This is a genomic window from Rhizobium sp. FG96, from assembly GCF_057808655.1.
This window is the reverse complement of the sequence record NZ_JBMDIL010000008.1, coordinates 121,048-145,782: the sequence shown is the minus strand read 5'-3', so window position 1 is coordinate 145,782 and position 24,735 is coordinate 121,048. Positions and strand designations below refer to the sequence as shown.

The window sequence follows — 24,735 nt, the reverse complement described above, 5'->3', positions numbered from 1 at the left end:
CGCCAGCAATCCGTCCGAAGCCCGGCTTTAAATAATAGACAGCCTTTTCCGGATCCGGCCCAATTCGCGAAGCGCCGGAAGAGGTAGCGCGGAGAATCGCATGGCTTCTGCAGCGGAACAGTTGGCTTCCAACCTCAATTTTTCGACCTTCGCCAAAGCCGAGGATCTCAAGAAGCGCCTGTGGTTCACACTGGCAGCTCTCCTCGTCTACCGGCTCGGTACGCACATTCCGCTTCCGGGTCTGAACCCCGAAGCTTATGCCCAGGCCTTCCGCGGCCAGGCAGGCGGCATTCTCGGCCTCTTTAACATGTTCTCGGGCGGCGCAGTACAGCGCATGGCGATCTTCGCGCTCGGCATCATGCCTTACATCTCCGCTTCGATCATCGTGCAGCTGATGACCTCGGTCGTCCCGGCGCTCGAAAACCTGAAGAAGGAAGGCGAGCAGGGCCGTAAGATCATCAACCAGTACACCCGCTACGGCACGGTGCTGCTCGGCACGCTGCAGGCCTACGGCATCGCCGTCGGCCTCGAAAGCGGCAACGGCCTCGTGGTCGATCCGGGCTGGTTCTTCAAGATTTCGACTGTCATCACGCTGCTCGGCGGCACGATGTTCCTGATGTGGCTCGGTGAGCAGATCACCTCGCGCGGCATCGGCAACGGCATCTCGCTGATCATCTTCGCAGGTATCGCCGCCGGTCTTCCGAGCGCGCTTGCCGGCACCCTCGAGCTCGGCCGTACCGGCGCTCTGTCGACGACGCTGATTCTCGCAGTCATCGTCATCGCGATCGCCGTCATCGCCATCATCGTCTTCGTCGAACGTGCCCAGCGCCGCCTTCTGATCCAGTATCCGAAGCGTCAGGTCGGCAACCGGATGTTCCAGGGCGATACGTCGCACCTGCCGCTGAAGCTCAACACTTCGGGCGTCATCCCGGCGATCTTCTCGTCGTCGCTGCTGCTCTTGCCGGCAACCGTTGCAGGCTTTGCCAACACGACCGCTCTGCCGTCCTGGGCAACCTCGATCGTCGCAGCGCTCGGCCACGGCCAGCCGCTCTACATGCTGCTCTACGGCGCACTTATCGCATTCTTCGCCTTCTTCTATACGGCTATCGTCTTCAATCCGAAGGACACGGCCGACAATCTCAAGAAGCATGGCGGCTTCATTCCGGGCATCCGTCCGGGTGAGCGTACCGCCGAATATATCGATTACGTCCTGACCCGAATCACGGTCATCGGCGCAATCTACCTCGTGTTCGTCTGCATCCTGCCTGAGATCCTGGTGTCGCAAACCGGCATCCCATTATCCCTTGGTGGGACTTCGCTTTTGATCGTGGTTAGCGTAACTCTTGATACGGTTGCGCAGATTCAGGGTCACCTGATTGCACAGCAGTACGAAGGTCTGATCAAGAAATCGAAGTTGCGTGGAGGAAAGAGGGGGCGATGAGACTCATACTTTTGGGGCCGCCGGGCGCGGGTAAGGGGACCCAGGCCCAGCGGATCGTGGAGAAGCACGGCATTCCGCAGCTCTCCACCGGTGACATGCTCCGTGCAGCCGTTCAGGCCGGCACGGAGGTGGGCAAGCGGGCGAAGGCCGTCATGGACGCCGGCAAGCTTGTTTCTGACGAGATCGTCAATGCCATCGTCTCCGAGCGTCTCGATGCCCCGGATTGCGCCAATGGCTTCATCCTCGACGGTTTCCCGCGCACGCTCGTGCAGGCGGATGCCACCGAGGTGATGCTGAAGGGCAAGGGCATAGAGCTTTCGGCCGTCATCGAGATCGAAGTCGACGACAAGATTCTCGCTGATCGCGTCTCCGGCCGTTACACCTGCGCCAACTGCGGCGCCGGCTATCACGACACAAACGTCAAGCCGAAGGTGGAAGGGGTCTGCGACCGCTGCGGTTCGACCCACTTCAAGCGCCGCCCCGACGATAACCGCGAGACCGTGGTGACCCGTCTGGCCGCTTACTACAAGGAAACCTCGCCACTGATCGGTTATTACCATGCCAAGGGTAAGCTGAAGGTGGTCGATGGAATGGCCGACATCGATCATGTCACGACGGAGATCGACGCCATTCTTTCGAAGCTCTAGAGCCTCGAAAATAAACTTGGCGGAAGCGGTTGCGTTTCAGCACTGATTCCGTTAAACACCGCGCCAACTCGCGACATTTGATGCGATCGGCGCGGATTTCCTACGAAGTCCGGGTTCGGTCGTTTTGACATGTTACGAACCCCAATATGAACGAGCGGCCCCTTGAGGGCGGCATAACGAAGCCCTCTTGCCGGATGGCAACAGGAATGCAAGGAGAACAGGCGTGGCACGTATCGCTGGCGTCAACATCCCGACTGCAAAGCGCGTTGTTATCGCGCTGACCTACATTCACGGGATCGGTCCGAAATTCGCACAGGAAATCATGGAGAAGGTCGGTCTTCCGGCTGACAAGCGCGTCCATCAGCTGACGGACTCCGAAGTGCTCCAGATCCGCGAAACCATCGACCGCGATTACCAGGTCGAAGGTGATCTTCGTCGCGACACCGCGATGAACATCAAGCGCCTTATGGACCTCGGCTGCTATCGCGGCCTGCGTCATCGCCGCGGCCTGCCGGTTCGCGGTCAGCGCACGCACACCAATGCCCGCACCCGCAAGGGTCCGGCAAAGGCGATCGCTGGTAAGAAGAAGTAATTTCCGGGAAACCGGGAAGGGGAGGCTGGCGGTCCGCCGGCCTCTTTTGAGTTTGGAGCGTTGCCTCAAGGCATCGCTCCGGTGGAGCCGCTGGTATTACGGCGGTGACGATATCCAAGAAAGGGATAAGAATGGCCAAGGAAGCCGTACGCGTTCGCCGTCGCGAACGTAAAAACATCTCGTCGGGCGTGGCGCACGTCAACTCGACCTTCAACAACACGATGATCACCATCACCGACGCACAGGGCAACGCCATTGCCTGGTCGTCCGCTGGTGCCAAGGGCTTCAAGGGTTCGCGCAAGTCGACCCCGTTCGCTGCCCAGATCGCTGCTGAAGACTGCGCCAAGAAGGCCCAGGAACATGGCATGAAGTCGCTGGAAGTCGAAGTTTGCGGCCCGGGCTCCGGCCGTGAATCCGCTCTGCGCGCGCTCCAGGCTGCTGGTTTCATGATCACGTCCATCCGCGACGTGACGCCGATCCCGCACAATGGCTGCCGCCCGCGCAAGAAGCGCCGCGTCTGATCATCGCCACTCACAACACCGGTGAGCGCCAGCGCGCTCCCGGTGTTTCTCAAGCTCGGTTACCACGATTGGATGGTGGTAACGAACGGAAGGCAAAGACATGATTCAGAAGAACTGGCAGGAATTGATCAAGCCGAACAAGGTCGAGTTCTCTTCGAGCTCGCGCACCAAGGCGACGCTCGTAGCAGAGCCGCTGGAGCGCGGTTTCGGCCTCACCCTCGGTAACGCGCTTCGCCGCGTTCTGCTGTCGTCGCTGCGCGGTGCCGCTGTTACGGCCGTGCAGATCGATGGCGTGCTGCATGAATTCTCCTCGATCCCGGGCGTCCGCGAAGACGTTACGGACATCGTGCTCAACATCAAGGAAATCGCCATCAAGATGGATGGCGACGACGCAAAGCGCATGGTCGTGCGTAAGCAGGGCCCGGGCGTTGTAACGGCTGGCGACATCCAGACGGTCGGCGATATCGAAATCCTCAACCCCGAGCATGTGATCTGCACGCTCGACGAGGGCGCCGAAATCCGTATGGAATTCACCGTCAACAACGGCAAGGGCTACGTTCCGGCCGAGCGCAATCGTGCGGAAGACGCTCCGATCGGTCTCATCCCGGTCGACAGCCTGTATTCGCCGGTCAAGAAGGTGTCCTACAAGGTTGAAAATACCCGCGAAGGACAGGTTCTCGACTACGACAAGCTGAACATGACCATCGAAACCGATGGCTCGATCTCCGGTGAAGATGCCGTCGCTTTCGCGGCTCGCATTCTCCAGGATCAGCTTGGCGTGTTCGTCAACTTCGACGAGCCGCAGAAGGAAACCGAGGAAGAAGCCGTCACCGAACTGGCCTTCAACCCGGCGCTCCTGAAGAAGGTGGACGAACTCGAACTGTCTGTTCGCTCGGCAAACTGCCTGAAGAACGACAACATCGTCTACATCGGCGACCTCATTCAGAAGACCGAAGCAGAAATGCTCCGCACCCCGAACTTTGGTCGCAAATCGCTGAACGAAATCAAGGAAGTTCTCGCTTCCATGGGCCTGCACCTCGGCATGGAAGTGCCGGCATGGCCGCCCGAGAACATCGAAGATCTCGCCAAGCGTTACGAAGACCAGTATTAAGAACCAAAAAGGCAGGCTCTGAGGCTGCCTTTCCCAGTCAAACAGCAGGCAGATCGCCTGTATGTGCCAGGAAACGGCAGGCTCGCTAGAAGCGAAGAGCCCTGCATCAAAGGAGAATAGCAATGCGCCACGCAAAAGCCGGCCGCAAGCTGAACAGAACTGCCAGCCACCGCAAGGCAATGTTTGCCAACATGGCGGCTTCGCTCATCCTGCATGAGCAGATCGTGACCACCCTGCCGAAGGCAAAGGAAATCCGTCCGATCGTTGAAAAGCTCGTCACCCTCGGCAAGCGTGGCGACCTGCACGCTCGCCGTCAGGCGATCTCGCAGATCCGCGACACCGCGATCGTCTCGAAGCTGTTCGATGCCATCGCAACGCGCTACGCCACCCGCAACGGTGGCTACCTGCGCATCATGAAGGCTGGCTTCCGCCAGGGCGACAACGCCGCTCTCGCAGTCGTCGAATTCGTTGACCGCGACGTCAATGCCAAGGGTGCAGCCGACAAGGCCCGCGTCGAAGCCGAAGCCGCTGCGGCCGAAGCTGCTTAATTCTTTCCGGTTCTCCGGAAGCAAAACAGCCGGGCTGCAAAGCCCGGCTGTTTTCGTTTGTGGTGGTGCTCAGTCCTGCAGATACTGATGCAGGAATGCCTTTACCCGAATGAAGGACTGCTCCGCGGTTGCCGCATTATATTCCTCCCTATGCCCGAGCTTGATCTTTGCGGTGGCAACGTCGGGAGCATCGAAGGCGTGATAGGCGCCGGGATAGACGTCGAGTTCGACGGATGGTCCCTTGCCGCTGAGATGTGAAACCCTCTGCCGGCATCGCTCGACGGGGCTCCAGTCGTCCAGATCGCCGTTCAAGATCAATGTCGGCACCGTCGCGTCGCCCACATGAGGCGCGCAGACCGGATAATAGCCGACGGCAGCCTTGAACTTGCGATCCATCAGCTGCTCATTCCCGTCTGTCTTCGTCGCTTCAAGCGCAGCGATCCCTCCGGCCGAGAAGCCAATCAGCGCGACATGTCCGGTATCAACGAAGGGCAGGGTCGACAGGTAATCGAGAGCGCCATAGGCATCGAATACCCGCTCAGGAAGATAGCGTTGGCAGGTATCTTCGATTCCACGCGTGGTGAAGCTATCGACGACGAGCACGACATATCCCCACGAGATCAATCGCTGCGGCCAATAGGTCTTGGTATTCGGATGGATACCGCCGCAGCCGTGCATGACGACAACGGCCGGAAACGGACCGTCTCCCGGCGGTCTGCTCAGATAACCCTGCAGATGCGTTATCGGAACGTCCGGGACCGTGACGCCTTGCTCTCTTGCCTTGCGCTCAAGAAACGCGCTCGGCCGCGTGCCTGCACTATCGAAACGAACCAGTTCGTCCGCCTGAGCCGAGTCGAATTGCAAGAGTGCTGACGCCAGTATGCCGAGGGCAAGTTTGGATATCTGCATCGAACGGCTCCGCTGTCCTGCCGCCTATTTCACCCTTCATCATTTAGACTGAGGACCGTAAACGTCGAGAGGCACTGCTCACTCGAAGCTGGCGCGAGCCACCGGCTAGGAGACCGTCGCCGCAGCCCGCCCGCGCTGGCGCCCCTGTGCCGCGCGCTTGCGGCTCTTTGCGATCGGGCGCCACGAGCGATAGAGGATCATCAGGATGATCAGGCCTACATAGATATATTGCTCAAGGTCGAGGATCTTCGTCGACAGCGCGAAATGCAGGGCACCGGCGGCGGCGATGATGTAGATCAGCTTGTGCAGCCAGATCCATTTCATGCCCATCTTGCGGATCGAGAAATTGTTCGATGTGACGGCGAGCGGGACGAGCAAGGCAAGGCCCGCCATGCCGAACATGATGAAGGGCCGCTTCAGGACGTCGTCGACGACGGCGAAAAGGTCCATCGCCTGATCGAGCACCATGTAAACGGTGAAATGCATCAGCGCGTAATAGAAGGTCAGCAGGCCGAGCGCCCGGCGATAGCGCAGGTAGTTCCAGCCCAGCAGATCGCGGGCAGGCGAGACGGCAAGCGTCAGGATCAGAAAGCGGATGGTCCAGAGGCCGAGAAACAGCTCGAAGGTCTTGACCGGATCGGCGCCGAGCTGGTCGGTGGCGCCGAGATAGAAGGTCCAGGCCGCCGGCAGCAGGCCGACGGCATAGAGTGCCCAGACCGAAGCCGGCTGCCAGCGCTTCGGCAGGCTGAACGAGAAGCCCGCCATCAGAAATTCGCCCTGAGATCCATGCCGGAATAGAGGCTCGCCACGTCATCGGCATAGCCGTTGAAGGGTAGCGTCGGGTGACGGCTGGCGCCGAAGAAGCCGCTTTCGCCAATCCGCCGCTCAGTCGCCTGGCTCCAGCGAGGATGATCGACCGCCGGGTTCACATTGGCATAGAAGCCGTATTCCTGCGGATTGGTGACCTGCCAGGTATTCTTCGGCTCCTTGTCTGTCAGCGAGATGCGGATGATCGACTTGATGCCCTTGAAGCCATATTTCCACGGCACCACGAGGCGGATCGGCGCGCCGTTCTGGTTCGGCAGCGTCTGGCCGTAGAGACCGACGGCAAGCAGCGTCAGCGGATGCATCGCCTCATCGAGGCGCAGACCCTCGACATAGGGCCATTCCAGCGACTGGAAGATGCCCTTCTGGCCCGGCATTTCTTCCGGGCGGACGACCGTCTCGAAGGCGACGTACTTGGCGCTTCCCTGCGGCTCGACCTTGTTCAGTAGTGCTGCCAGCGGAAAGCCATCCCAAGGGATGACCATCGACCACGCCTCGACGCAGCGCATCCGGTAGGTGCGGCTCTCGACCGGGAATTCCTTCATCAGCGCATCGAGATCGAAAGTGCCCGGCTTGTTGACCATGCCGTCAACCTTGATGGTCCAGGGCAGGGGCTTGAAGTCGCCCGAAAGCGCTGCTGGGTCACCCTTGTCGAGGCCGAATTCGTAGAAATTGTTGTAGGTGGTGACGTCCTTCAGCGGCGTCGTCTTCTCGTCGACGGTATATTTGCTGTCGACGGCGTTGAGCGCGGCAGCGCTCGCCTTTCCGGCGCCGTAGAGCGCCATGGCGCCAAGCGTTGCAGCGCCGAGAAATTCGCGGCGGCGCAGATAGACCTGATGCGGCGTGATCTCCGACGAGCGGATCTTCGGGGGGCGGTAGGTCGGCATTTCAAACCTCCTGGGCTGGGGGCGGCCCAAATATCTCTTTAAACGCATGATCGGCGTTTTCAGATTAGTGTCTAGGCCTTGAACCGGCCTGACGGAAAGCCAATTTTTTGTGTTCGGATGTGAAGGAATAGCCTGTAACAAAAGGCTCCTCCGCTCCGTATATGCCCGATGGACGCCGCGCGCGCCGTACCGGATTTGCCCTTGCCGGTAGTGACAGCCCCCGCCGATTGGATTAGGACAATTCAAAAATACGGCGATCGCCGGCCAGCAAACAGCTTCGCCGCCCTATATCGCAGATAAATCCGGCACTTTGAGGAAGACACCGATGCCAGCCTATCGTTCGAGAACCACGACCCACGGCCGCAACATGGCGGGTGCGCGCGGCCTTTGGCGCGCCACGGGCATGAAGGACAGCGATTTCGGCAAGCCGATCATTGCGGTGGTGAACTCGTTCACGCAGTTCGTACCCGGCCATGTGCACCTGAAGGACCTCGGCCAGCTCGTCGCCCGCGAAATCGAAGCGGCCGGCGGCGTTGCCAAGGAATTCAACACGATCGCCGTCGACGACGGCATCGCCATGGGTCATGACGGCATGCTCTATTCGCTGCCCTCGCGCGAGCTGATCGCCGACAGCGTCGAATACATGGTCAACGCTCACTGCGCCGACGCCATGGTCTGCATCTCCAACTGCGACAAGATCACCCCCGGCATGCTGATGGCGTCGCTGCGCCTCAATATCCCGACGGTCTTCGTTTCCGGCGGCCCGATGGAAGCCGGCAAGGTCGTGCTCAACGGCAAGACCCACGCCCTCGACCTCGTCGATGCCATGGTTGCGGCTGCCGACGACAAGGTTTCGGACGAAGACGTCAAGGTCATCGAGCGCTCGGCCTGTCCGACCTGCGGTTCATGCTCCGGCATGTTCACCGCCAACTCGATGAACTGCCTGACGGAAGCGCTCGGCCTGTCGCTGCCCGGCAACGGCTCGACGCTCGCCACGCATTCCGACCGCAAGGAACTCTTCCTCGAGGCCGGCCGCCGCGTCGTGGCACTCGCCAAGCGCTATTACGAGCAGGACGATGCAACGGCACTGCCGCGCACCATCGCCAGCAAGGGCGCCTTCGAAAACGCCATGGCGCTCGATATCGCCATGGGTGGATCGACCAATACCGTTCTTCACATTCTGGCAGCCGCCCACGAGGGCGAAATCGACTTCACCATGGAAGACATCGACCGCCTGTCGCGCCGTGTCCCGTGCCTGTCGAAGGTCGCACCGGCGAAGTCCGACGTCCATATGGAAGATGTCCACCGTGCAGGCGGCATCATGGCGATCCTCGGGGAGCTGAACCGCGCCGGCTTGATCAATGCCGGCCTGCCGACCGTCCATTCGCCGACGCTTGGCGACGCACTGGCGCAGTGGGATATCTCGGTCACGGACAATCCCGTCGCCCTGAAGCTCTTCAGCGCAGCGCCCGGCGGCGTACCGACACAGGTTGCCTTCAGCCAGAGCGCCCGCTGGGACGAGCTTGATCTCGACCGCGAAAACGGCGTCATCCGCGATGCTCAGCATCCGTTCTCGAAGGATGGCGGTCTCGCTGTTCTGAAGGGCAATCTGGCGCTCGACGGCTGCATCGTGAAGACCGCAGGCGTCGATGAATCGATCCTGAAATTCTCCGGTCCCGCCAAGGTTTATGAAAGCCAGGATGCGGCCGTGAAGGCGATCCTCGGCAACGAAGTCGTCGCCGGCGATGTCGTCGTCATCCGCTACGAAGGCCCCAAGGGCGGCCCGGGCATGCAGGAAATGCTCTATCCGACCAGCTACCTGAAGTCGAAGGGCCTCGGCAAGGCCTGCGCCCTGATCACCGACGGCCGCTTCTCGGGCGGTACCTCGGGCCTGTCGATCGGCCACGCTTCGCCGGAAGCCGCCAACGGCGGCACGATCGGCCTCGTGCAGCCGGGCGACATGATCGACATCGACATCCCGAACCGCACGATCAGCCTGCGCGTCAGCGACGCCGAACTCGCAACGCGCCGCGCCGAGCAGGAAGCCAAGGGCTGGCGCCCGGCCGAAGTCCGCAAGCGCAACGTCACGACGGCGCTGAAGGCCTATGCGGCCTTCGCCACCAGCGCCGATCGCGGTGCAGTGCGCATCCTGCCGGAATAAGCTGAAAAACTTCGATCTGATCAGAAGACCCGCTGTCTCCTAGGCAGCGGGTCTTTTCGTTTTCAGAGGTTCCGGTCTCGGCACGGTTTGCTTATCCGCCGTTGTCATCGGTAAGGAATTTCCTTACATTCCATTCCGAGGTGAATGATGATCACAAGCAAGATGACCAGCAAGGCTCAAACGACGATCCCGCAGGCCGTGCGCTCCGCGTTGCACCTGAAGGAAGGGGATTCCATCGTCTATACGCTGGAGGCTGACAATCGCGTGGTGATATCGCGGGCTGCCGAACCGATGTCCGACGATCCTTTTGCGACCTTCTTGGAATGGGATAGCGAAGCCGATCGGAAAGCCTATGCCGACCTTTGAGCAGGGTGACATCATACGGGTGCCCTTTCCCTATACCGATCGCGATACGCGCCAGCGGCGTCCGGCGCTCGTTGTTTCCGCCGGTTCGCTCGGCGAGAATGATGCTCTCGTCTGGGCCGTCATGATAACCTCGGCCGAAAATCGGCCATGGCTCGGAGATGTCGAGATCCCTGATCATCATGCGGCAGGCCTGCCGGCGCCTTCGGTCGTTCGACCGGCGAAGATCGCCACCGTCGAGACATCGCAGATCGACCGGATCGGACGGCTACCGGATGCCGCGCTTGCGGTGGTGATATCGGCAATCCGAGCTCAACTTGGCGGCTAAACGCTAAAGCGGCCGGTTGATGTTCTTATAGGTCTCGTCGAGCTGCTTCATCCGCTCGTCATAGGCGGCCTTGATGCAGGCGGCGTCTGCCTGGCATTCCTGGCGCTTCTTCAGCCAGGCTGTCTGCTCGTCCTGCAGCGTGCCGCGCGTGCCCATGGCGAGCAGGCCGGAGAGCAGGTCGAAGGTGGTGACCATCTTCACGTCGGCATCGTTGAGCGCCCGGTTGTCGCAGATCGCCTTCTCGTCGGGCTTCAGCTCCTTGGCATCGCAATCGAAGCTCGCGGCATGTGCGAGCGGGGCGAGCAGTGAGACGGTCGAGAAGGCGAGGGCGGCGATGGCTGCTTTCATGCGGGCTATGATCCTGTTTCCTGGCAGGCGCTTATAGGAACGCCCGGACCAGGAAGATGATGCAGCCGGCCCATACGGCAAGGATGAAAATCAATCCGGCCCGGCTGACAGGCCGCCCCGCGCGCTCTGCAGCCCGCTGGCGCAGCTCCGCCATGACTGGCTGCGGGATGAGCCTGATCGCCAGCATGATGCCGAGCGGCACGATGATCAGATCGTCGAGATAGCCGAGCACCGGGATGAAATCCGGAATGAGGTCGACCGGCGACAGTGCATAGGCGGCGACGGCCGCGGCGACCGCTTTCGCATACCATGGCACCCTGGGATCGCGGGCCGCGAGCCACAGCGCCGTGACGTCACGCTTCAGTGACTTCGCCCAGGCTTTTGCCTTTCCGATCAATTCCATATGCGCATTTCCTGAATCAAGATCGCAGGTCGGCCTTCGCCTTCAGCCATGCCTCGATCGGAATATGAAGGATTCGCTAAATGCAATATATCCGATTTGTTCACCAATATATGGGATGCATCGCTATATCGGTCGGTTGAGGAGCAATGCGGCAATGGTCGTTGCACGTGCATTCGGTAAGTCTTCCGTAGACGCACGGAAGCGGGAAATGGAGCGTCTTGCGGCGCTGGAGCAGCTCGATCTTCTCGACGCTCCGAGAGACGAGGGCTTCGATCGCATCGTCCGGCTGATCAAGCAGATCTTCGCGATCGATATCGGCCTCGTCTCGCTCATCGATGCGCATCGGCAATGGTATCAGGCCTGCTCTGGCCTCACTGCCGATGAAGTGCCGCGGGAAGATACGTTCTGCCGCTATGTCGTCGATTACGAAGAGCCCGTCATCGTCCAGGATGCCACCAAGGATCCACGCTTCGCGCAGCATCCGGCAGTCACCGGCGACAGCCATATCCGCTTCTATGCCGGCGTGCCGCTGACGACCAAGGCCGGGCATATCATCGGAACCGTCTGCGCCATCGATCGCCGGCCGCGATCCTTCGGCGCCCGCGACCTCGCCGTCCTGGAAGAGCTCGCGGGTGCGGCGATGGACCGTATCGAACTCCTGCAATCGGCGGCGACCGACAGCCTGACGGAAGCCTTGACCCGGCGCGCCTTCAAACAGGAAGCCGATCAGCTGATATCGCTGGCGATCCGCCATCAGCATAATCTCTCCACCATCGTGCTCGATATCGACCGCTTCAAGAGCGTCAACGATACCCATGGCCATGCCGCGGGTGACCAGGTGCTGCGCGCGGTGGCCGCGACCTGCAAGGCCAATCTCCGGGCCGGCGATCTGTTCGGTCGCCTCGGCGGCGAGGAATTCTGCATCGTGCTGCCGCATATCGACCGCGAGGGTGCCGCAGCCGTGGCCGAAAAGATGCGGGCGGCAATCTCGGCCCAGCCGATCCAGGGCGACTTTGGCTCGCTGACGGTAACCGCGAGCTTCGGCATCTCCTCCATGTCGATCATCACCAAGGATATAGAAACGTTGCTCGCCCAGGCCGATGCCGCGATGTACCACGCCAAGAACAGCGGGCGCGATCGCTGCGTATCGTGGAGCTCCATCCGGTCCGAAGGTTCGGCAGGCGCCCGCCGCCGCGTCCTGAAGGCAGGCTCGATCCTGTTCAACGACCGCCGCTCGACCATCGACTGCACCATCAAGTCGCTCGGCGCCGATAGCGCCGGCCTCTCGGTTTCGAACTCGGCCGGGATCCCGCCGGAATTCATTCTGGCGATCAAGGGCGAGGGCTTCGAGACCACCTGCCGGGTCATCGCCCAGGACCGCCAGAACCTCGAGGTTGCCTTCTAGGGTCTCTCTGCGAGGTGGATGTCACGCTGCGGTGACCAGGTGAGGTCTTTTGCCTTGCCGATCAATTCCATATCCGGCTTTGCTGAATCAAACACGCAAGCCGGAAGCATCATCAGGCGGGCGGAAGCTTCCATGCTTCCGCCCTCTTTCCTTTCTAGCGTCCGGCGCTACAACACTGATCCGGAAGCATTTCAGAAGGGATTCCAATGCAAGGCCTGTTGAAACGTTCGTTTGTCCCGCTTTTTGCGCTCGCGGTTCTCCTGCCGCTTGGCGCGCATGCCGAGGACGCGAAAACCGTACCGCAGAGCCAGATGCAAATGCAGCTGTCCTTCGCCCCGCTGGTCAAGCAGACCTCGGGCGCGGTTGTGAACGTCTATGCCGAAAAGACCGTGCAGCGGCAGTCGCCCTTTGCCGGTGATCCCTTCTTCGAGCAGTTCTTCGGCCAGCAGATGCCGAACCGGTCGGAAAAGCAGTCGTCGCTCGGCTCCGGCGTCATTGTCGAGGCGAACGGCACCGTGGTCACCAACAATCACGTCATCGAAGGCGCCGACGATATCAAGGTGGCGCTCTCCGACGGCCGCGAGTTTCCCTGCAAGGTCGTGCTGCGTGACGATCGCCTCGATCTCGCAGTGCTGAAGATCGATACCAAGGCGAATTTCCCGACGCTGCCGATCGGTAATTCAGATGCCGTCGAGGTCGGCGATCTCGTGCTCGCCATCGGTAACCCCTTCGGCGTCGGCCAGACGGTGACCTCGGGCATCGTTTCCGCGCTCGCCCGCAATCAGGTCGTCAAGAACGAGTTCGGCTTCTTCATCCAGACCGATGCCTCGATCAACCCCGGCAATTCCGGTGGCGCGCTGATGAACATGAAGGGCGAGCTGATCGGCATCAACACGGCGATCTTCTCGCGTGGCGGCGGCTCGAACGGTATCGGCTTTGCGATCCCTGCCAATCTGGTGAAGGTCTTCCTCACCTCGGCCGATGCCGGCGTGAAGTCCTTCGAGCGTCCCTATGTCGGCGCCACCTTCGATGCCGTCACCTCGGAAGTCGCCGAGGCGCTCGGCCTCGACAAGGCCCGCGGCGCGCTGATCGTCAAGGTGACCGACGGTAGCCCGGCGCAGAAGGCCGGCCTGAAGGCCGGCGAGATCGTCACCTCGGTCAACGGCATCCCGGTCGAGCATCCGGATGCGCTCCTCTATCGTCTGACGACGGCCGGCCTCGGCAATACGGTCAAGCTCGGCGTCGTCGAGAATGGCGGCGAACAGCAGGTTGCGCTGAAGCTCGATCGCGCCCCCGAAACCTCGCCGCGCGACCAGCGCACCATCGGCGGCCGCACGCCCTTCACCGGCACCGTCGTCGAAAACCTCTCGCCGCGCGTTGCTGACGAGCTGCGCATGCCGACGGAATCGACCGGCGTCGTCGTTGCCGAGGTCAAGGATGACTCTCCGGCCGCGCGCCTCGGCTTCGAACCGAAGGATATCATCGTCGCCATCAATGGCACGCCGGTGCAGACCACCGAGCAGCTGTCGCAGATCGCATCCGACGATGCAGGTCTCTGGCGCGTCGAAATCGAGCGTGACGGCCAGAGGATCAGGCAGTTCTTCCGATGAGTGATGATCTCTTCGCACCGCGCGTTCCAGACGAGGTCGCCAGCCGGCGGCCTCTTGCCGATCGGTTGAGGCCGCAGACGCTGTCGGAAGTCGCGGGGCAGGGCCACCTGACCGGCGAGGATGGTGTTCTCCGGCGGATGATAGAGAGCGGATCGCTCGGTTCGATGATCTTCTGGGGGCCGCCCGGAACCGGCAAGACGACGGTGGCGCGCCTGCTTTCAGGCGAGGCGCGCTTCGCCTTCGAGCAGATCTCCGCGATCTTCTCGGGCGTCGCCGATCTGAAGAAGGTGTTCGAGGCCGCCCGGCTGCGCCGCATGGATGGCCGCCAGACGCTGCTCTTCGTCGACGAGATCCATCGCTTCAACCGCGCCCAGCAGGATAGCTTCCTGCCGGTGATGGAGGACGGCACCGTCATCCTCGTCGGCGCTACCACCGAGAACCCGTCCTTCGAGCTCAACGCCGCTCTCCTGTCGCGCGCCCGCGTGCTGACTTTCAAGTCGCATGACGAGGAAAGCCTCAGCGAATTGCTGAAGCGCGCCGAGGAGGTCGAGCAGAAGCCGCTGCCGCTGACGGAGGACGCCCGCGCCAGCCTGCTGCGCATGGCCGATGGCGATGGCCGCGCCGTCCTGACGCTCGCCGAAGAGGTCTGGCGCGCCGCGCGCCCAAGCGAGGTCTTCGATACCGAAGGCCTGACGCGCATCGTTCAGCGCCGGGCGCCCGTCTATGACAAGGCGCAGGACGGCCACTACAATCTGATTTCGGCGCTTCACAAATCGGTCCGCGGTTCGGATCCGGATGCGGCGCTTTACTATCTGGCGCGCATGTTCGATGCCGGAGAAGACCCGCTCTATCTCGGCCGCCGTCTGGTGCGGATGGCCGTCGAGGATATCGGCCTTGCCGATCCGCAGGCGCTCGTCATCTGCAACGCCGCCAAGGACGCTTACGACTATCTCGGCTCACCGGAAGGCGAGCTGGCGCTGGCGCAGGCCTGCGTCTATCTGGCGACGGCGCCGAAATCCAATGCCGTCTATACGGCCTTCAAGGCGGCGATCATGGCGGCCAAGCAGAATGGCTCGCTGCTGCCGCCGAAGCACATCCTCAATGCACCGACCAAGCTGATGAAGGATGAAGGCTATAACGAGGGCTATCGTTATGATCACGACGAGCCCGATGCCTTTTCAGGCCAGGATTACTTCCCGGAGAAGATGGGCCGCAAGACCTTCTACGATCCGCCGGAGCGCGGTTTCGAGCGGGAAATCCGCAAGCGGCTGGAATGGTGGTCGAAGCTCAGGAAAGAGCGCAATCCGCGCTGATGCAGGGCGTCAGGAGGCTTTCTTCTGGCCACCGGGTGCCGCGATCACCTTGACGGCGGATTCCGCCAGACCGTGATGGCCTTCCATATCAACGATCAGGTGCCAATGCCCGCTATCGGGGATCACCATCTTGACCGGCGATTTCTTGGCGACGCCGCCGATATATTTGAAATCGAGAACCTCAGTGAAGCGCTGGAACTGCGGTGCCGTCATCAGGCGAACGTTGTTCACCGCATTCAGCGCCACTTCGACGATCGTGCCGGCGCGCTGCTCATGAAGGTCGTAATGCTTGAAGCGGAAATTCGGCTTGCTCATCGGTCCCGAAAACTGGCTGCTATTTGACCGGTGATCTTAAGGCTGCGCGGTTAAGGAAAGGTTTGGCAGCCTGGCGGCGAAGGCTCCCGGTTTGGCACAACGGGAGCCTGTAGGCGCCTAGTGCAGCCACATGCCGCTGCCGTCGGAGACGCCGAATTCCATCAGCGTTCCGTCTGCCGCGCGGCAGATATCGGCCGGGTTGTGATTGCACTCCGCAGCGGCAAAATGCAGGGCGGCGGCCTCGTTGATGAAGAGGCCGCCGACCAGTCCGTCGCGGTCGGCAACGATCCACTGTCCGCGCCTGTTCCTGCCGATGGTGAAGCGGGCGGGCGCGTTGTTGCGTTGAAGCGGATCGGCGGACGCGCCGGAAGAAAGTCGTGACATCGATATGTCCTTTCGAAGTTTTCCCGCATCTGCCTTTGGGCGCTGCGGGCTAGCACTGGAAATCTATGGTAAGTGCGGTTGGCGTTCCATTCGCGGCCACGGCTGAAACTATAAAAATCTCATAGGGATAGCGCATGGCGCACCGGGGAGGTGCAGCTCTGCAGAGCCGCACAGATTGCCTCCTGCACGATTTGCTCAGCAGGAACCAGCGGCAGGCGCACATCAGCGGGGATGCCGGGGAAAGCGCCGAGCGCGAACTTGATATTGGCAGGCTCGCCATCGCCGATCGCTGTGGCAAGCGGCGCAAGGCGGTCGGCAAGCACCAGCGCTGCCGGAAGGTTGCCGCAGGCAGACGCATGCTGCAGCGAGGTGACGAGCTTCGGCAGCACATTGGCGGCGGGCGCGATGATGCCGTCTCCGCCGCAAGCTATGAAGGCCGGTGCTGTCACCGCGTTGCCGGTGAACAGGTGGAACCGGTCGCGGTAAGGCGCCAGTGTGCCGATGTCGCCGCCGGCATCGAGCAGGCCGAAGATCGTGCCGGTCTGCGACAGTTCATCGAGGGTCGATGGCAGCAACGGCGAGGCGGTGCGGCCGGGATCGCTTGAAATGATCAGCGGCAGGCTGCATGCCGAGGCAAGCTCGCTGAAATGCCGCAGAATGCCCTTCTGTCCCGGCTTCGAATAATAGGGAACGGTGACGAGGGCTGCGCTGGCGCCGAGCGCTTCGGCGCGTCTGGTCAGCGCGATCGTGCTCGCCGTGCCGTTCGTACCCGTCGCGGCAATGACGGGCACGCGATCATCGGCAGCGCGCAGCACCGTGGAGAGAACAAGGTCGCGCTCCGTATCGGAGAGAGCAGGACCTTCACCGGTGACGGTTGAGACCGCCAGGCCGCCGATGCCGCTGGCAATCTGCCACTCGGTCAACCGCTCCAAGCTGGCGATATCGACGGCGCCGTGACGGAAAGGCGTGACGAGCGGGGTGATCGCGCCGGAAAGGCGCGGCCAAACATTGCGTCGCATCAGGGCCTCACATCCAGCCGAGGATGACGTAGAGCTCGACGCAGGCAAGGATGATGCCGAACACCATCAGCACCCGCGCCGTGCGGCGTTCGCGCATCACGCGCGGAGTAGTGCCGCGGCGCGGGCGGTGCGGAAGGGGATTGGCAGGCATGACGTCTCGCATGGGGTTACCTCTGCATTCCCGGCAAAGGCTAATCCCGCGGGCCGTAGGAAATCCATTCCGGGCCGTCATGCGCCATATATGAAAAGCATAAAGGCCGGGCGCTAGGCGCTGCGGCGGTTCTCGATGTCGAGCTGCGAGACGAGCGCCAGCACCGTCTCGGAGACCGGGGTAGGCACCGAGGCAAGACGGCCGAGCGCCACGACCATGCCGCTCAGAGGCACGATCTCCAGCGCCTTGCCGGCCAGAAGATCCTGCAGCATCGATGTTCGGACAGCGCCGATATGGCGGGATTGCTCGAGGCGTTCCTCGATGGTGATCGAAAATTTCGCGCCGAGTGCCGTGCCGACGGCGCGCACCTCGTTCATGATCTTGCCGACCATGTCGTAGAGCGCCGGGTCGGCCATGATGTCGGTCATCAGGGCTCGTGTCAGCGCGCTGAGCGGATTGAAGGCGGCGTTGCCGGTCAGCTTGTTCCAGATCTCGTCGCGGATGCGCGGCGTCGTCGAGACGTTGAGGCCGGCAGCAGTCAGCAGCGCCTTGATGCCTTCGAGATCATCGCTCATCTCGCCCGAGGGCTCGCCCAGGATATAGCGGCCGTTGTTGGACAGCTGGATCTCGCCGGGATTGACGACTTCGGCGCCCTGCATCGCAACACAGCCGATCACGCGCTCCGGTCCGATCAGCCGCCATAGGCGTCCAGCCGGATCGAGCTCTTCGAACTGCAGCTCGGCATGCGGGCTCTGGCTGTCGCGGTGGAAATACCACCAGGGAATGCCATTCAGGATCATCATCACCCGCGTGCCGTCCTTCAGGAGCGCAGCAATGCCCTCGGCCGCATCGCCGAGCTGATGGCCCTTGAGGCCGGTGATGATCAGGTCCTGTTTCGGCAGGCTGTAGGGGTCGTCGGTCGCGGTGATCTCCACCTTGATCGGCTTTTCGGCGCCGGCTTCGTAAAGCTTCAGGCCGTTTTCGCGGATGCTCCTGAGATGGGCACCGCGGGCGACGGCGGAGATAGTGACGCCGTTACCGGCGGCGGCAAGCTTTGCCGCGATGGCGCCGCCGAGTGCACCGGCGCCGTAAACGCAGATCGATTTGAAGGACATGGGGAGGCTCCGCGAACATGAAGTGTCGCGCTAGACTTAGGTCATTCGCGCGCGATGGCGAATGACAATTTTTGGCGGGCCATCAAATTAATGCGTGGCCGGAGGGTCGACGAGTTCGTTGCGGCGCAGCTCGTCGATGGCGGCCACCGCGTCTTCGGCTGACCAGCCGGCGCGAAGGGCTGCGGCCACCATCTTGACCTCGACTTCCTGTTCGAGCGCCAGGAACAGCGGCTCGAGCGCCTCCTGGACTGTCAGGACGTGATCATGCGGCGGGGCGACGGTCTGGCGTGCGGCAATGCTAGGCATTTCAGCTTTTCTCCTCTCCGTTAGATGGTGACATGAATCCGTCACAATGCACGACAGTGGAAAAGGTTCCGTATTTTATTTCGGATGGTCTCCATCTTGTTCTTTCGCCCTGCCTCTGCCTTCTTGCAGCCATAACCTGACGCTCGATTCGCTGTTCCGCAACGAGGGCGGGGCATACACTTTGCATCAAAGGAGAATGGGATGACGGACGCCAAGAGCGGCATTTCGGGACTGCGGCCGCGTATTACGGTAATCGGCGTCGGCGGCGGCGGCGGCAATGCGATCAACAACATGATCGCTGAAAATCTTGAGGGCGTCGATTTCATCGCCGCCAATACCGATGCCCAGGTGCTCGCCACCTCCAAGGCTTCGCGCCGCATCCAGCTCGGTGCGCATGTCACCGAAGGTCTCGGCGCCGGTTCGCTGCCGGAAGTCGGTCATGCGGCCGCTGAGGAATCGATCGACGAGATCATGGATCACCTGGCCGGTTCGCACATGTGCTTCGTCACCGCGGGCATGGGCGGCGGCACCGGAACGGGTGCAGCGCCGGTGATCGCCCACGCCGCGCGCCAGGCCGGCATCCTGACCGTCGGCGTCGTCACCAAGCCCTTCACCTTCGAGGGCAACCGCCGCATGAAGATGGCCGAGATCGGCATCGAGGCCCTGCGTCAGGCCGCCGATACCGTCATCGTCATCCCGAACCAGAACCTGTTCCGTATCGCCGACGCGAAGACCACCTTCGCCGATGCCTTCATGACCGCCGACCGCGTTCTCTACGCCGGTGTCGGCTGCATCACCGATCTCATCGTCAAGGAAGGCCTGATCAACCTCGACTTCGCCGACGTCAAATCCGTCATGCGCGGCATGGGCCGGGCGATGATGGGTACGGGCGAGGCGGCCGGTGAGAGCCGTGCGATGAAGGCCGCCGAAGCGGCAATCGCCAACCCGCTGCTTGACGATATCTCGATGAAGGGCGCCAAGGGCGTGCTGATCTCGATCTCCGGCGGCTCCGATATGACGCTGTTCGAAGTCGACGAAGCCGCAAGCCGCATCCGCGACGAGGTTCAGGACGATGCCGACATCGTCGTCGGTGCGATCTTCGACCGCAACCTCGATGGCAAATTCCGCGTTTCCGTCGTGGCGACCGGCCTCGATGGCAACGGCGTTCCCGCTGCTGCCCCGGGCGTTGCCGCGCAGGCGATCCCGACACGCACGCTGCAGTAAGTCACCGCCCGGTGATCAGCCGGCCGGAGTGAGCCGGCTGATCACCACATCCATGAATGCCCGCAGCCGCGGCAGCCGCTTCAGATCGCGGTGATAGCCGAGGAACGTCTCGCGCCCGGGCGGCGCTTCGGGCACCTCGACGCGCTCCAATCCCGGAAAATGATCGCCGAGCGGCCGCGGCAGAACGGCCATTCCCGCGCCGCGGGCGCAAAGGGCCGCCTGCACATCGCGATTGTTGCTGCGCATGGTGATCGTCGCGTTGGGGAAGGTCCGCGTCACCCAATGCACATCGGGCATTTCGGCAAAGGCCTCGTCCATGGTGACGATGGTAAAACCGCTGCCGTCTCCTGCCGTTGGGTGAGGCGCGCCTTTCGCAACGTAAAGTCCATAGCCGATATGCATCAGCTTGCGTGAGATCACCTCCGGCTCGGTGAACGGCCGGATGCGGAACACCAGATCGGCCTCGCGCCGGGAGAGGTTGAGGAGCCGCGCATCGGTGAGCAACTCGACCGAGACCTTCGGATGTGCCTGCGAGAATTCCGCGAGCACCGGCGTCAGCATGTGAAGGCCGAACCAGTCAGAGCACGAGATCCGCAGCATGCCCTCGAGCGATCGCGTGCTGCCCTGCAGTTGCCGCTCCAGCGCAACGGCCTCTTCCTCCATCCTCAACGCATGCTGCAGGACGATGCTGCCCTCGTCGGTCAGCACGAAGCCGTCGGCCGTTCGCTGAAACAGCATGTGGCCGGTCGCCGCCTCCAGCGCCTTCAGCCGCCGCCCCATGGTCGGCTGCGTCTGGCCGAGCTTGCGCGCGGCAGCGCCGAGCGTGCCTTCGCGGGCAATCGCGAGAAAGATCCTGACATCGCTCCATTCCATGATCGCCTCATTCAATAATGAATGGAGATCATGCGATATCTTTGATTTTCATTCAATCGTGTTGGGGAGATCATCCGGCCATCGAAACCGGAGTGACCGACATGAGCATGAAAGCCCTGATCCTTGAAAACCACAATGCACCGTTCCGGCTGGCCGAGATCGCCCGCCCGAAGCCTGCTGCCGGCGAAGTCCTCGTTCGCATCAAGGCGAGCGGCGTCAACCCGCTCGACGCCAAGATCCGCGCCGGTGCCGCAGAGCATGCCCGCCAGCCGCTGCCTGCCATTCTCGGCATCGACATGGCCGGTGTCGTCGAAGAGGTCGGCCAGGGTGTCTCTGGCTTCCGCCCCGGCGATGAAGTCTACGGCATGACCGGCGGCGTCGGCGGCGTGCAGGGCTCGCTGGCGGAATTCGCCGCTGTCGATGCCCGCCTGCTGGCGATCAAGCCCGCGAACCTGACGATGCGCGAGGCGGCGGCCCTGCCGCTGGTCTTCATCACCGCCTGGGAAGGCCTTGTCGATCGCGCTGCCGTGAAATCAGGTCAGAGCGTTCTGGTCCTCGGCGGCGCCGGTGGTGTCGGCCACGTCGCGGTTCAGATCGCCAGGGCATTCGGCGCGGACGTCTACGCTGCCGATGGCGCCTCGAAGGCCGATTATATCCGCAGCCTCGGCGCGACCCCCATCGATCACACTGCCGAAAGCGTCGAGGACTATGTCGCCAGATATACCGGCGGCAAGGGCTTCGATCTCGTCTATGACACGGTCGGCGGGGCAGGGCTCGATGCCGCCTTCAAAGCCGTCAGGCGCTTCGGCCATGTGGTGACCAGTCTCGGCTGGGGCACGCATGCGCTGGCGCCGCTCTCCTTCAAGGCCGCGAGCTATTCCGGCGTCTTCACGCTGCTGCCGCTCCTGACCGGCGAGGGCCGCGAGCATCACGGCGAAATCATGCAGGAAGCAACCAGGCTTGCGGAAGCCGGGAAGCTTGTCCCGCGCCTCGATGCCCGCCGCTTCACGCTCGAAGAGACCGCCGAGGCGCACCGCCTGATCGAGGAACGCCAGGCCAAGGGCAAGCTGGTGATCGATATCGCCTGAGACACCGAAACGCCGCCCGCAATCCGCGAGCGGCATTTTGGCGATGAGGTCTGCCCTCAGGCGGCGAAGTCGGTCGAGACCGCAAGCGCCCGCCAGGCCGAAAGTTCCTGCTCGACGAAAGCATTCTTCTCGCCGAGCTTGGCCACCGTATCGCTGCCGAAGGGCATACGCAGCGGTGGGTTCTCGGCATTGACAAGCGTCACGATGCCGGCCGCAAACTTTGCGGGATCTCCGGGCTGCGCATGATGGGCGCTGGCCGCAAAGTCCCGCATGTCGCCGGCCGGCGTTCCCACATAGTCGGGGATCGAGGCGGGGCTGATCGACAGCGAATTGTCGGCCAGGAAATCCGTGCGGAAGAAGCCGGGCTCGACGATCGTCACCTTGATGCCGAACGGCTCGACTTCGGTGGCGAGCGATTCCGACAGGCCCTCCACCGCAAACTTCGTCGAGCCATAGACGCCCCAGCCGGGATAGCCGGCATAGCCGCCGATCGACGAGAAGTTCAGGATGCGGCCCGAGCGCTGGCGGCGCATATGGGGGAGCACGGCGCGGGTGACCTTCAGCAGCCCGAAGACATTGGTCGCATAGATCTTCTCGATCTCCTCGGCCGTTGCCTCCTCGACGGCGCCAAGCAGCCCGTAGCCGGCATTGTTGACCAGGATGTCGATGCGCCCGAAGCGCTGGACGGCCGCGGCCGCAGCTTCCTGCGCCTGTCGCTCATTGGTGACATCGAGTGCTGCCGCAAGCAGATTGGGATGCTCGCCGATGGCATCGATGACGGTCTTCGGATTGCGGGCGGTGGCAACGACGGCATCGCCTGCGGCAAGGGCTTCCTTGGTCATCAGCGCGCCGAAACCGCGGGATGCACCAGTGATGAACCAGACTTTCATGACACGTTCCTTTCAGATCTCTCTTCGTTGTGTGCCGGTCTCTCTGTGCCGGTTAGGAGAATTTGACCTGAAGCGCGCTCATGCATAAGATTTGTTATTCTCCGAATTATGCTGAGTGAAATTCATCAATGCGCGCCACCGATCTCTCCGAAATGGCGGCCTTCGCTGCAGTCGCCCGGCATCTGAGCTTCCGCAAAGCAGGCGAGGAGCGGGGCGTCACTGCGTCCGCGATCAGCCATGCCGTGCTCAATCTCGAGGAGCGGATCGGCATCCGACTGCTCAACCGCACCACCCGCAGCGTATCGTTGACCCAGGCCGGTGAGCTCCTAAAATCCCACCTCGATCCCGCCTTCGGTGAGATCAGCTCGGCGCTCGATACGCTGAACCAGTTCCGCGACACGCCCTTCGGCAAGGTGCGCCTCAACGTCGCCAATTCGATTGCCCCCTTCGTCATCGGCCATATCATCGGCCCGTTGCTGTCGAAGAACCCCAATCTGCAATTGGAAATCAGCGCCACGGACCGGCTGGTCGATATCGTCGAGGAAGGCTTCGATGCCGGGATCCGTTTCGGCGAGCGCGTCACCGAGGGGATGATTGCCTTGCGCATCCGGCCGCGCCTGCGCCTCGTCGTCGTCGGCTCGCCCGCCTATTTCGAGCATCGCCCGAAGCCGCTGACGCCGCATGATCTGAAGCGCCATCTCTGTATCCAGAACATGTATCCTTCGGGCGTCCGCTATCCCTGGGATTTCGAGCGCGACGGCCAGCCGGTCACCTTCCATCCAAACGGGCCGCTGTCGCTCGACGATCACGAACTGATGACCCAGGCTGCGCTGGGCGGCGTCGCGCTCGCCTATGTCTGGGAAAACCGCGTCGCCGAGCATGTCGCCGCCGGCAGGTTGATCAAGGTGCTGGACGACTGGTGCCAGCCCGAGGAGCCGCTCTACCTCTATTATCCAAGCCGCCGCCACATGTCGGCCGGCTTCCGGGCGCTGATCGAGGCGATCCGGGCGGAGTAGGCTGGTCTGGAAATCCGGCCGTTTCGACCTACATCAGTGTTGTTACCTCTTGCCTCCCAGAGGCACTCCCCAAAGATCAGGAAAATACCATGTCCCAAGACAACGCCCCCGTCTGGTTCATCACCGGCTGTTCGACAGGCTTCGGCCGCGAGCTGGCCAAGCTCACCATTGCCCGCGGCTGGCCGACCATCGTCACCGCCCGCGACAAGGCTCGCGTCGCCGATCTCGCCGAAGGTCATGACAATGCGCTGGCCATCGCGCTCGATGTCACCGGCAAGGGACAGATCGCCTCGGCCGTCAAGGAAGCCGAGGAGCGCTTCGGCCGCATCGACGTTCTCGTCAACAATGCCGGTTATGGCTACCAGTCCTCGATCGAGGAGGGCGACGATCAGGAAATCCGCGATCAATTCGAAGCCAATGTCTTCGGCCTCTTCGCCATGACCCGCGCCGTGCTGCCCGGCATGCGCACCCGTCGCCGCGGCCATGTGATCAACATCACCTCCGTTGCCGGTTTCATCGGCTTCCCGGCATCCGGCTATTATTCGGCCAGCAAGCACGCCGTCGAAGGGTTCTCGGATTCGCTGGCGGCCGAGACGGCTGCCCTCGGCATCCAGGTCACCTGCGTCGAACCCGGCCCGTTCCGCACCGATTGGGCCGGCCGTTCCCTGCGCCAGACGGAAAGCAAGATCGCCGACTATGCCGAGACCGCTGCCGGGCGCATGAAGCAGACATCGGGCTATAGCGGCCAGCAGCCGGGTGATCCCGTGCGTGCTGCCGAGGCGATGATCAAGATCACCGAGGTCGAGAAGGCGCCCCGCCATCTCGTGCTAGGTGCCTTCGGCTATGAAGCAGTCACCAAGAAGCTTGCCGAGCGGCTGGCGCTCGTCGAAGCCTGGAAGGATACCAGCATCGGCGCCGACTTCCCGAAAAGCTGAGGGCAAT

The 24,735-nt window shown here is 62.3% G+C and carries 30 protein-coding genes; 16 read left to right on the top strand and 14 right to left on the bottom strand.

Annotated features, from left to right (window positions below):
- Window positions 1–100 precede the first annotated feature (100 nt).
- The 6 genes from secY (at window position 101) to rplQ (ending at window position 4,860) form a co-directional block, all read left to right on the top strand.
- Window positions 101–1,441, top strand: a complete 1,341-nt coding sequence (gene secY / locus ACODR6_RS17660) for a preprotein translocase subunit SecY (protein WP_112711482.1) — start codon at window positions 101–103, stop codon at window positions 1,439–1,441.
- A complete protein-coding gene (locus ACODR6_RS17655) occupies window positions 1,438–2,088 on the top strand; it encodes an adenylate kinase (protein ID WP_112711483.1) in 651 nt (216 codons plus the stop codon). The genes secY and ACODR6_RS17655 overlap by 4 nt, the downstream gene beginning before the upstream one ends.
- A 223-nt stretch (window positions 2,089–2,311) precedes the next feature.
- Window positions 2,312–2,680, top strand: coding sequence for a 30S ribosomal protein S13 (gene rpsM / locus ACODR6_RS17650; RefSeq protein WP_112711484.1), 369 nt, complete (start codon window positions 2,312–2,314; stop codon window positions 2,678–2,680).
- Between the two features lie 131 nt (window positions 2,681–2,811).
- Window positions 2,812–3,201: a 30S ribosomal protein S11 gene (gene rpsK / locus ACODR6_RS17645; protein ID WP_003547577.1), complete on the top strand. Its 390-nt coding sequence runs from the start codon at window positions 2,812–2,814 to the stop codon at window positions 3,199–3,201.
- 100 nt (window positions 3,202–3,301) lie between these two features.
- Window positions 3,302–4,312 carry a DNA-directed RNA polymerase subunit alpha gene (locus ACODR6_RS17640; protein ID WP_112387893.1) on the top strand — a complete coding sequence of 337 codons (1,011 nt, stop codon included), beginning with the start codon at window positions 3,302–3,304 and terminating at the stop codon, window positions 4,310–4,312.
- Between the two features lie 122 nt (window positions 4,313–4,434).
- Complete coding sequence (gene rplQ, locus ACODR6_RS17635) at window positions 4,435–4,860, top strand: 50S ribosomal protein L17 (protein ID WP_489023319.1); 426 nt, start codon at window positions 4,435–4,437, stop codon at window positions 4,858–4,860.
- A gap of 69 nt (window positions 4,861–4,929) precedes the next feature.
- Here rplQ and ACODR6_RS17630 read toward each other — a convergent pair whose 3' ends face one another.
- The 3 genes from ACODR6_RS17630 to msrP form a co-directional block, all read right to left on the bottom strand.
- Entirely contained in the window at window positions 4,930–5,769 is an 840-nt protein-coding gene (locus ACODR6_RS17630; protein ID WP_489023318.1) for a dienelactone hydrolase family protein, read from the bottom strand.
- A 105-nt stretch (window positions 5,770–5,874) separates the two neighbouring features.
- Window positions 5,875–6,534 carry a protein-methionine-sulfoxide reductase heme-binding subunit MsrQ gene (gene msrQ / locus ACODR6_RS17625; protein WP_489023316.1) on the bottom strand — a complete coding sequence of 220 codons (660 nt, stop codon included), beginning with the start codon at window positions 6,532–6,534 and terminating at the stop codon, window positions 5,875–5,877.
- Window positions 6,534–7,481, bottom strand: a complete 948-nt coding sequence (gene msrP, locus ACODR6_RS17620) for a protein-methionine-sulfoxide reductase catalytic subunit MsrP (RefSeq protein ID WP_489023314.1) — start codon at window positions 7,479–7,481, stop codon at window positions 6,534–6,536. The genes msrQ and msrP overlap by 1 nt, the downstream gene beginning before the upstream one ends.
- Before the next feature lie 325 nt (window positions 7,482–7,806).
- Between msrP and ilvD the strand changes: the two genes are divergently transcribed.
- From ilvD to ACODR6_RS17605, 3 genes are all read left to right on the top strand, one after another.
- Window positions 7,807–9,642 (top strand): dihydroxy-acid dehydratase, encoded by a 1,836-nt coding sequence (gene ilvD, locus ACODR6_RS17615; RefSeq protein ID WP_489023312.1) that lies wholly within the window; start codon window positions 7,807–7,809, stop codon window positions 9,640–9,642.
- A gap of 147 nt (window positions 9,643–9,789) precedes the next feature.
- Window positions 9,790–10,008 (top strand): type II toxin-antitoxin system PrlF family antitoxin, encoded by a 219-nt coding sequence (locus ACODR6_RS17610; RefSeq protein ID WP_489023310.1) that lies wholly within the window; start codon window positions 9,790–9,792, stop codon window positions 10,006–10,008.
- Window positions 9,995–10,333, top strand: a complete 339-nt coding sequence (locus ACODR6_RS17605) for a type II toxin-antitoxin system PemK/MazF family toxin (RefSeq protein WP_130282474.1) — start codon at window positions 9,995–9,997, stop codon at window positions 10,331–10,333. Before ACODR6_RS17610 ends, ACODR6_RS17605 begins: the two co-directional genes overlap by 14 nt.
- A 3-nt stretch (window positions 10,334–10,336) precedes the next feature.
- Here the strand turns inward: ACODR6_RS17605 and ACODR6_RS17600 are convergent, their stop codons facing one another.
- Both ACODR6_RS17600 and ACODR6_RS17595 read right to left on the bottom strand, forming a co-directional pair.
- The gene (locus tag ACODR6_RS17600; RefSeq protein WP_489023308.1) at window positions 10,337–10,681 is read right to left on the bottom strand and encodes a lysozyme inhibitor LprI family protein; all 345 of its coding nucleotides are present in this window, start codon (window positions 10,679–10,681) and stop codon (window positions 10,337–10,339) included.
- 31 nt (window positions 10,682–10,712) lie between these two features.
- Window positions 10,713–11,084, bottom strand: a complete 372-nt coding sequence (locus tag ACODR6_RS17595) for a YkvA family protein (protein ID WP_489023306.1) — start codon at window positions 11,082–11,084, stop codon at window positions 10,713–10,715.
- 154 nt (window positions 11,085–11,238) lie between these two features.
- Between ACODR6_RS17595 and ACODR6_RS17590 the strand changes: the two genes are divergently transcribed.
- Window positions 11,239–12,489, top strand: a complete 1,251-nt coding sequence (locus ACODR6_RS17590) for a sensor domain-containing diguanylate cyclase (RefSeq protein ID WP_489023304.1) — start codon at window positions 11,239–11,241, stop codon at window positions 12,487–12,489.
- Here ACODR6_RS17590 and ACODR6_RS17585 read toward each other — a convergent pair.
- Window positions 12,486–12,623, bottom strand: a complete 138-nt coding sequence (locus tag ACODR6_RS17585; RefSeq protein ID WP_489023302.1) for a hypothetical protein — start codon at window positions 12,621–12,623, stop codon at window positions 12,486–12,488. The genes ACODR6_RS17590 and ACODR6_RS17585 overlap by 4 nt on opposite strands.
- 72 nt (window positions 12,624–12,695) lie before the next feature.
- On the opposite strand from ACODR6_RS17585, the gene ACODR6_RS17580 reads away from it, so the two are divergent.
- Together ACODR6_RS17580 and ACODR6_RS17575 are read left to right on the top strand one after the other, a co-directional pair.
- Window positions 12,696–14,099, top strand: a complete 1,404-nt coding sequence (locus ACODR6_RS17580; RefSeq protein WP_112711495.1) for a DegQ family serine endoprotease — start codon at window positions 12,696–12,698, stop codon at window positions 14,097–14,099.
- Window positions 14,096–15,412: a replication-associated recombination protein A gene (locus tag ACODR6_RS17575; protein WP_489023300.1), complete on the top strand. Its 1,317-nt coding sequence runs from the start codon at window positions 14,096–14,098 to the stop codon at window positions 15,410–15,412. Before ACODR6_RS17580 ends, ACODR6_RS17575 begins: the two co-directional genes overlap by 4 nt.
- A gap of 9 nt (window positions 15,413–15,421) precedes the next feature.
- On the opposite strand, the gene ACODR6_RS17570 is transcribed toward ACODR6_RS17575, so the two are convergent.
- From ACODR6_RS17570 to ACODR6_RS17545, 6 genes are all read right to left on the bottom strand, one after another.
- Entirely contained in the window at window positions 15,422–15,727 is a 306-nt protein-coding gene (locus ACODR6_RS17570) for a DUF1883 domain-containing protein (protein ID WP_203429021.1), read from the bottom strand.
- A gap of 117 nt (window positions 15,728–15,844) precedes the next feature.
- The gene (locus tag ACODR6_RS17565; RefSeq protein ID WP_489023298.1) at window positions 15,845–16,111 is read right to left on the bottom strand and encodes a hypothetical protein; all 267 of its coding nucleotides are present in this window, start codon (window positions 16,109–16,111) and stop codon (window positions 15,845–15,847) included.
- A 119-nt stretch (window positions 16,112–16,230) separates the two neighbouring features.
- The gene (locus tag ACODR6_RS17560; RefSeq protein ID WP_489023297.1) at window positions 16,231–17,130 is read right to left on the bottom strand and encodes a dihydrodipicolinate synthase family protein; all 900 of its coding nucleotides are present in this window, start codon (window positions 17,128–17,130) and stop codon (window positions 16,231–16,233) included.
- 7 nt (window positions 17,131–17,137) lie between these two features.
- On the bottom strand, window positions 17,138–17,281 hold the full coding sequence (locus ACODR6_RS17555) for a hypothetical protein (RefSeq protein WP_489023295.1): 144 nt from the start codon (window positions 17,279–17,281) through the stop codon (window positions 17,138–17,140).
- 113 nt (window positions 17,282–17,394) lie between these two features.
- Entirely contained in the window at window positions 17,395–18,396 is a 1,002-nt protein-coding gene (locus tag ACODR6_RS17550) for a ketopantoate reductase family protein (protein WP_489023293.1), read from the bottom strand.
- Window positions 18,397–18,483: 87 nt separating this feature from the next.
- Window positions 18,484–18,702 (bottom strand): hypothetical protein, encoded by a 219-nt coding sequence (locus ACODR6_RS17545; protein ID WP_130282461.1) that lies wholly within the window; start codon window positions 18,700–18,702, stop codon window positions 18,484–18,486.
- Between the two features lie 201 nt (window positions 18,703–18,903).
- Between ACODR6_RS17545 and ftsZ the strand changes: the two genes are divergently transcribed.
- Window positions 18,904–19,926, top strand: a complete 1,023-nt coding sequence (gene ftsZ, locus ACODR6_RS17540) for a cell division protein FtsZ (RefSeq protein ID WP_112711502.1) — start codon at window positions 18,904–18,906, stop codon at window positions 19,924–19,926.
- 15 nt (window positions 19,927–19,941) lie between these two features.
- Here ftsZ and ACODR6_RS17535 read toward each other — a convergent pair whose 3' ends face one another.
- Window positions 19,942–20,799, bottom strand: coding sequence for a LysR family transcriptional regulator (locus ACODR6_RS17535; protein WP_489023290.1), 858 nt, complete (start codon window positions 20,797–20,799; stop codon window positions 19,942–19,944).
- Window positions 20,800–20,900: 101 nt separating this feature from the next.
- Between ACODR6_RS17535 and ACODR6_RS17530 the strand changes: the two genes are divergently transcribed.
- The gene (locus ACODR6_RS17530) at window positions 20,901–21,887 is read left to right on the top strand and encodes a zinc-dependent alcohol dehydrogenase family protein (RefSeq protein ID WP_489023288.1); all 987 of its coding nucleotides are present in this window, start codon (window positions 20,901–20,903) and stop codon (window positions 21,885–21,887) included.
- A gap of 56 nt (window positions 21,888–21,943) precedes the next feature.
- On the opposite strand, the gene ACODR6_RS17525 is transcribed toward ACODR6_RS17530, so the two are convergent.
- Complete coding sequence (locus ACODR6_RS17525; protein ID WP_489023286.1) at window positions 21,944–22,777, bottom strand: oxidoreductase; 834 nt, start codon at window positions 22,775–22,777, stop codon at window positions 21,944–21,946.
- A gap of 128 nt (window positions 22,778–22,905) precedes the next feature.
- Between ACODR6_RS17525 and ACODR6_RS17520 the strand changes: the two genes are divergently transcribed.
- Both ACODR6_RS17520 and ACODR6_RS17515 read left to right on the top strand, forming a co-directional pair.
- Window positions 22,906–23,793: a LysR family transcriptional regulator gene (locus ACODR6_RS17520; protein WP_489023284.1), complete on the top strand. Its 888-nt coding sequence runs from the start codon at window positions 22,906–22,908 to the stop codon at window positions 23,791–23,793.
- 89 nt (window positions 23,794–23,882) lie between these two features.
- Complete coding sequence (locus ACODR6_RS17515) at window positions 23,883–24,728, top strand: oxidoreductase (RefSeq protein WP_489023282.1); 846 nt, start codon at window positions 23,883–23,885, stop codon at window positions 24,726–24,728.
- Window positions 24,729–24,735: the final 7 nt, after the last annotated feature.

Bases quoted from the DNA above. Each gene is read 5' to 3' on its own strand.
- ACODR6_RS17580 (WP_112711495.1), top strand. From the start codon at position 12,696: ATGCAAGGCCTGTTGAAACGTTCGTTTGTCCCGCTTTTTGCGCTCGCG.
- ACODR6_RS17585 (WP_489023302.1), bottom strand. From the start codon at position 12,623: ATGGAAGCTTCCGCCCGCCTGATGATGCTTCCGGCTTGCGTGTTTGAT.
- ACODR6_RS17570 (WP_203429021.1), bottom strand. From the start codon at position 15,727: ATGAGCAAGCCGAATTTCCGCTTCAAGCATTACGACCTTCATGAGCAG.
- rplQ (WP_489023319.1), top strand. From the start codon at position 4,435: ATGCGCCACGCAAAAGCCGGCCGCAAGCTGAACAGAACTGCCAGCCAC.
- ACODR6_RS17595 (WP_489023306.1), bottom strand. From the start codon at position 11,084: ATGGAATTGATCGGAAAGGCAAAAGCCTGGGCGAAGTCACTGAAGCGT.
- ACODR6_RS17550 (WP_489023293.1), bottom strand. From the start codon at position 18,396: ATGTCCTTCAAATCGATCTGCGTTTACGGCGCCGGTGCACTCGGCGGC.
- secY (WP_112711482.1), top strand. From the start codon at position 101: ATGGCTTCTGCAGCGGAACAGTTGGCTTCCAACCTCAATTTTTCGACC.
- ACODR6_RS17605 (WP_130282474.1), top strand. From the start codon at position 9,995: ATGCCGACCTTTGAGCAGGGTGACATCATACGGGTGCCCTTTCCCTAT.
- msrQ (WP_489023316.1), bottom strand. From the start codon at position 6,534: ATGGCGGGCTTCTCGTTCAGCCTGCCGAAGCGCTGGCAGCCGGCTTCG.
- msrP (WP_489023314.1), bottom strand. From the start codon at position 7,481: ATGCCGACCTACCGCCCCCCGAAGATCCGCTCGTCGGAGATCACGCCG.
- ACODR6_RS17535 (WP_489023290.1), bottom strand. From the start codon at position 20,799: ATGGAATGGAGCGATGTCAGGATCTTTCTCGCGATTGCCCGCGAAGGC.
- ACODR6_RS17525 (WP_489023286.1), bottom strand. From the start codon at position 22,777: ATGAAAGTCTGGTTCATCACTGGTGCATCCCGCGGTTTCGGCGCGCTG.
- ACODR6_RS17640 (WP_112387893.1), top strand. From the start codon at position 3,302: ATGATTCAGAAGAACTGGCAGGAATTGATCAAGCCGAACAAGGTCGAG.
- ACODR6_RS17600 (WP_489023308.1), bottom strand. From the start codon at position 10,681: ATGAAAGCAGCCATCGCCGCCCTCGCCTTCTCGACCGTCTCACTGCTC.
- ACODR6_RS17520 (WP_489023284.1), top strand. From the start codon at position 22,906: ATGCGCGCCACCGATCTCTCCGAAATGGCGGCCTTCGCTGCAGTCGCC.
- ACODR6_RS17530 (WP_489023288.1), top strand. From the start codon at position 20,901: ATGAGCATGAAAGCCCTGATCCTTGAAAACCACAATGCACCGTTCCGG.
- ACODR6_RS17655 (WP_112711483.1), top strand. From the start codon at position 1,438: ATGAGACTCATACTTTTGGGGCCGCCGGGCGCGGGTAAGGGGACCCAG.
- ACODR6_RS17545 (WP_130282461.1), bottom strand. From the start codon at position 18,702: ATGCCTAGCATTGCCGCACGCCAGACCGTCGCCCCGCCGCATGATCAC.
- ACODR6_RS17565 (WP_489023298.1), bottom strand. From the start codon at position 16,111: ATGTCACGACTTTCTTCCGGCGCGTCCGCCGATCCGCTTCAACGCAAC.
- ACODR6_RS17560 (WP_489023297.1), bottom strand. From the start codon at position 17,130: ATGCGACGCAATGTTTGGCCGCGCCTTTCCGGCGCGATCACCCCGCTC.
- ACODR6_RS17575 (WP_489023300.1), top strand. From the start codon at position 14,096: ATGAGTGATGATCTCTTCGCACCGCGCGTTCCAGACGAGGTCGCCAGC.
- ftsZ (WP_112711502.1), top strand. From the start codon at position 18,904: ATGACGGACGCCAAGAGCGGCATTTCGGGACTGCGGCCGCGTATTACG.
- ACODR6_RS17630 (WP_489023318.1), bottom strand. From the start codon at position 5,769: ATGCAGATATCCAAACTTGCCCTCGGCATACTGGCGTCAGCACTCTTG.
- ACODR6_RS17515 (WP_489023282.1), top strand. From the start codon at position 23,883: ATGTCCCAAGACAACGCCCCCGTCTGGTTCATCACCGGCTGTTCGACA.
- ACODR6_RS17610 (WP_489023310.1), top strand. From the start codon at position 9,790: ATGATCACAAGCAAGATGACCAGCAAGGCTCAAACGACGATCCCGCAG.
- ilvD (WP_489023312.1), top strand. From the start codon at position 7,807: ATGCCAGCCTATCGTTCGAGAACCACGACCCACGGCCGCAACATGGCG.
- rpsK (WP_003547577.1), top strand. From the start codon at position 2,812: ATGGCCAAGGAAGCCGTACGCGTTCGCCGTCGCGAACGTAAAAACATC.
- ACODR6_RS17590 (WP_489023304.1), top strand. From the start codon at position 11,239: ATGGTCGTTGCACGTGCATTCGGTAAGTCTTCCGTAGACGCACGGAAG.
- ACODR6_RS17555 (WP_489023295.1), bottom strand. From the start codon at position 17,281: ATGCCTGCCAATCCCCTTCCGCACCGCCCGCGCCGCGGCACTACTCCG.